The sequence below is a fragment of the Arsukibacterium sp. genome, assembly GCF_041616895.1.
Classification (GTDB): domain Bacteria; phylum Pseudomonadota; class Gammaproteobacteria; order Enterobacterales; family Alteromonadaceae; genus Alishewanella.
In genome coordinates this window covers 1-4,789 of record NZ_JBFJPY010000147.1, presented here as the reverse complement: position 1 = coordinate 4,789, position 4,789 = coordinate 1, and the positions used below count along the sequence as shown (strand labels likewise).

General features: G+C 48.8%; 6 protein-coding genes. 1 reads left to right on the top strand and 5 read right to left on the bottom strand.

The annotated features are described in order from the left end of the window. Window position 1: 1 nt before the first annotated feature. Window positions 2-445 (bottom strand): CBS domain-containing protein, encoded by a 444-nt coding sequence (locus ABY802_RS15805; RefSeq protein WP_372628087.1) that lies wholly within the window; start codon window positions 443-445, stop codon window positions 2-4. A gap of 116 nt (window positions 446-561) precedes the next feature. Then, a complete protein-coding gene (locus tag ABY802_RS15800) occupies window positions 562-1,233 on the bottom strand; it encodes a type 1 glutamine amidotransferase domain-containing protein (RefSeq protein WP_372628086.1) in 672 nt (223 codons plus the stop codon). Between the two features lie 230 nt (window positions 1,234-1,463). On the opposite strand from ABY802_RS15800, the gene ABY802_RS15795 reads away from it, so the two are divergent. Next, window positions 1,464-3,098 carry a response regulator gene (locus tag ABY802_RS15795; RefSeq protein WP_372628085.1) on the top strand — a complete coding sequence of 545 codons (1,635 nt, stop codon included), beginning with the start codon at window positions 1,464-1,466 and terminating at the stop codon, window positions 3,096-3,098. On the opposite strand, the gene ABY802_RS15790 is transcribed toward ABY802_RS15795, so the two are convergent. The 3 genes from ABY802_RS15790 to ABY802_RS15780 form a co-directional block, all read right to left on the bottom strand. Further along, window positions 3,095-3,598 carry a DUF2919 family protein gene (locus tag ABY802_RS15790; RefSeq protein ID WP_372628084.1) on the bottom strand — a complete coding sequence of 168 codons (504 nt, stop codon included), beginning with the start codon at window positions 3,596-3,598 and terminating at the stop codon, window positions 3,095-3,097. The genes ABY802_RS15795 and ABY802_RS15790 overlap by 4 nt on opposite strands. A 21-nt stretch (window positions 3,599-3,619) precedes the next feature. Next, window positions 3,620-3,952, bottom strand: coding sequence for a DUF3392 domain-containing protein (locus tag ABY802_RS15785; protein WP_372628083.1), 333 nt, complete (start codon window positions 3,950-3,952; stop codon window positions 3,620-3,622). 2 nt (window positions 3,953-3,954) lie between these two features. After that, the coding region (locus tag ABY802_RS15780; protein ID WP_372628082.1) for a helix-hairpin-helix domain-containing protein at window positions 3,955-4,789 on the bottom strand (835 nt) is incomplete at its 5' end.

Genomic DNA, 4,789 nt, shown 5'->3' with positions numbered 1-4,789 from the left:
ATTATTTCTTTTGCGCTGATTCTTTTTGCTTTTTCTGTTGGGCCTGGACGATCCGGCGCATAATATCTTTCCATGATACTATGCCAATTAACCGTTTCTGAGCGTCGACAACCAGTAGGCAACTGATATTGCGTTCCACCAAAATACTGGCCGCCTGCAAAATACCGGTATCTTGCGGCACACTGAATACTGGCGAAGACATGATCTGGCCTACTTTGCGCTTTTGCATAAAAAGCTCAGTCGTACTTTCTGAGGCGGTATCCATCATCGAGCTTACGACCTTAAAATAATCCTTCACCGATACAATACCAATTGGCTGCTGCATACTGTTTACTACTGGCACATGCTGAAACTTTGTCTCTGTAAACAACGTTCGCAAACTTGCCAGGCTGGCATCCTCAGTGGTTGCACGCACTTTTCGGCTCATAATTGACGCTAACGACATACTTCTTACCTGAATTCTTATACCGTGCTGACACTGTAGCCTACAACTTAAAAAAATTACTAAAAAAACGTCCCGTAACAGGACGTTTTTATCAGCAACACCTTATTATTTGGTAACTATTTTAATCGCTTTACCAACGCTGCAGCGACGGCATGGGCGCTGGCAGGGTTCTGACCGGTAATAACCCGGTTATCTTCAATAACCAACTCAGCCCATGGCTGACCTTTGCGATACTGCTTTGCTGCGCGGGCTAACGACTCTTCCAGCAAAAACGGAATTTTATCGATAGTGCCGTAGTCTACCTCTTCTTCGCGGGTAAAGCCGGTTACCACGGTATGAGCCAGCAACTTGTCACCGTTACTTAAGGTTATTGGCAACAAGCCGGCCGGGCCATGACATACCGCCGCCAGCAGCCCGCCATTTTCATAATGTCTGGCACTTAATTTGGCAATCGTTTCATTGCTTGCGATATCTGACAATAAGCCAAAGCCACCCGGGTAAAAAATAGCATCGTAATCATCAATGTTTAATTTTGCCGCCTCAAGAGTATTGTTAAGCCGGTGCTGCAACTCATCATTGGCCAGGATCCGGCTGTTTACCTCATCATCAGCGATATCAGTGCCATAAAGTGGTGCTTTGCCACCTTTAATGGAAGCCAAATCGTAATGTACGTCAGCCTTTAACAGCACATCTAGCGCATGCGTCAGTTCAGGAGAAAAGGTGCCGTTGGCTTCATCAGTGTCACCGAGCGTGGCATGGTTAGTTAAAAATATCAGTACTTTTTTCATAATCCCTCCGTTAAGCCGGGTCAATAGCCATTAGCAGCTAACATTAGTCCCCGGTTTCTATTAAGGCTTCGTTATAACCCTGATAGTTAACATTGGACCACTGGCCTGTGAGTTCAAGGGTAGCAACAAATAACGATGCTTATTCGCACTGTCATTGATCTGCTGTTGCCGTAGCCAAAACTTGCTATAGTAAGCCAACAGGTTTACTGTCAGCTGGAACCCTTAACTGTATGAACACTGCGCCGCGTCGCGATGAACGTATTCTGGTAATAGATGACCAAAGTTTAGCTCAGGGCTTTTTTCGCTTTGCACTGGAGCAGCTGGGCTATCAGAATATTTTTCTGGCCGAGCGGGCCAACGTCGCGTTAAACCTGTGCCGCGACAATCAATTCGATTTGATTATTTGCGCCCACAATCAGCAACAAGGTAAGGATGGGTTCCAGCTGTATGAAGAAATTAAAGCCAAAGGCCTGCAGCAGTTAAGTTGCGCCGTAATTTTTATCAGTGCCGAAACCGATCCGTCGCTGGTACACAGCGTCATTGAACTGCAACCCGATGAATTTCTCGCTAAACCTTTTGTGATTAAAGATTTGCAGCTGCGAATTGAGCGGGTATTGCGGCGTAAACAACAACTGCGTGACGTGTATCTGGCACTGGATGCCAAAGATGATCAAAGGGCATTGGCAGCGATAGACCAGCAACTGGCTGATGCCCGCCAACATAAATTATTCCCGCTATTATTGCGCTTAAAAGGTGATGTTTTATTACGCCAGGGCGATTACGCTGTGGCAGAGAAATTTTTCAGTGCCATGCTCAACATTCAGCACTTTAGCTGGGCCCGGATGGGGGTAGTGCGTTGTCATTTAGCCCAGGGCAAGGAGCAACTTGCATTTACTGAACTAGAAGCTTTACTGGAGCGTTCAGAAAGCCGGTTGTTTGCCCTGGATTTATTAGCTGAACTGGAGTTTAAACAGCAGCATTATCAACAAGCACAGCAGCACGTGCTGGAAGCCGCAGAGCTTGCACCCCGCAATATGTTTCGCCAACAGAAATTGCTGCATTTATCGCGCATCAACCACGACTATGAAAATCAGTATCGGGCGGCCCGCGATATGGTGAAATATGCCCGTTACTCCATGTACGAGCAACCCGACTTATACTTAACCCTAGCCCGCGCCAGTATTGATTACGCCCTGAGTGTCGACGATGAAGAACAAAGCAGTAGGCTAAACCGTCAGGCCGTCGTTTCGCTCAGTACAGTGCAGCGTCAGTATGCCAATGGCAGTCATGCTGCACTGGAAAGCCAGCAGCAGGTGCTTCAAGCCAGATTATTGTATTTGCAGGATCATAAAGATAAAGCTCAGGCCATGCTCAGCGCCCTGGAGCCCTTACAGGAAATAACTTCAGTAGAGGGAGCGTTAGATCGGGCCAAAGCCTTACATGAAGTCGGGCTGAGTCAGGCATCGGCTGAGCTATTCCGCCAAATTAGTAACCATTGCCAGCGACAACTGGTCGATCCGCTGTTCACTAGCTATTTACAACAGGAACAACAGGAGCGCCAGGCCATGCGCCTTGGCCCGCGTGAGCTAAATAACAATGCGGTGACGATGTACAAACAGGGCAACTGGCAGGAGTCCTTCGACGCCTTTACCCTGGCGTTCAAAGTAATGCCAAAAAATGCCGGTATCGCGCTGAATTTATGGCAAACCCTGTTAACCAGCCCGCGTTCATTGTGCGCGCCCTCGCTTAAACAACGCTTGCTGGATCAATGCCAGTTGTTAATTGAAAACAGTATCCTAAAACCTGAGCAGCAACAGCGCTATCAGCAACTAAAACTAAAACATGTAACGCATCATGCTTATTAACGGCTACTCGCCGTCGTATCGTTATCCGGCTTTACCTGCTCAGGCCATTCTTTGAAAATCATCGGCAGGGTTTTACTGCATGCTAACCATAACATCGCCACCAGCAACAGGCAGGGTGCAATTAATCGCCACGGAGCATCAAGAATAACGTTGGCATCCAGGGCGCTGATACTGTGGGCAAAATCAGCCAGCGTCACCAGCCATAACAACCACAGCCCGGGGCGCCATAAATAATACCAGAAGCGATGTCCTTTCACTCGACGCTGACTAAGTGCCGCGACCAACAGCAATAAAGGCAGCGCGATAAGACAAGCCACTAAAAAGTCATGCTGGCGCGGGTAAAACTGGCTCAGCAAACTATGCTCAGATCGCATCATGCTCAGTTCAGTAACCCAGCACAGATAAGGACGAAGCAACAGTAGCAACAGGCCATAAAAGCGCATTGGAATTTGCAGTAAGCCGTTATTGTCCAACAACGGCCAGTAATGTGGTGGGTTCATATAAATGCAACTTTAGCCATGTTACACCTGGCGCTTGCGCTGAGCGAACACGCCAAGGGCAATAAAAATGGCCAGGCAAACCCAGGGCAACTCTATGTTGGTTAGCCGCACCAGCCAGCCCGCAACTACCGGGGTTAACCAGATAGTAATAGCGCCATAACCAAAGGCGCATACCAGAATAAAAATACCGGTGCGCCAGATAAAGTGCAGATTGCTGATCTGACGACGAATAACACGATTGATATCATCGCCAAATACCACCAGACAGGTGGCTACCATCGCCAGGGCAATATCACGTATATAAGGTCGGAACAATAAGCCCCAGTCTGTCAGCAACTGATACAACAACGCCATGCTTAGGCTACTCCATTACTGCTAAAGAGTTCTAACATCTGCTGCTCTGTCCATACCGGCACATTCAGATCATTTGCTTTTACCAATTTAGATCCGGCATTGTCACCGGCAATCACCGCATAGGTTTTTGCTGACACAGAGCCTGACACCTTAGCACCCAATTGCTGCAGGCGGGCTTTGGCATCATCCCGCCCCATCGCACTGAGCGTACCGGTTAACACAATGGTGCAACCTGCCAGCGGTTGCGCAGACGCCTGCTGTACACTAATGTCCGGCCAGGTTATCCCCACTCGCTGCAGGTCGGCGATAACCTGCTGGTTATGCGGCTCAGCAAAAAAGCTTTGCAGGTGCTCTGCTACCACATTACCGACATCACTGACCGCCAGCAGCTGCTCCGCGGTGGCATCCATAATAGTTTGCAGACTACCAAAATGTTGAGCCAGATTGAGCGCAGTAGCTTCTCCAACCTCACGAATACCCAATGCATAAATAAAACGGGGCAAACTGGTTTCGCTCGACGCTTTAATCGCATTAAGCAGCTTTAACGCCGACTTCTCTGCCATCCGCTCCAGGCCAATCAGCGCCGGCATATCCAGGGTGTAGATATCAGCCGGGGTTTTCACCAGCTGCTGGTCAACGAGTTGCTCAACCAGCTTATCGCCCAGGCCATCAATATCCATGGCTTTACGGCTGACAAAATGTTTAATTGACTCTTTTAACTGGGCCGGACAAAACAAGCCGCCACTGCAACGCGCCACCGCCTCACCACTCACCCGTTCTACCGCGGAATGACAAACCGGGCAACTTGCCGGAAAGATAATATCGCGTGCCTGCGCT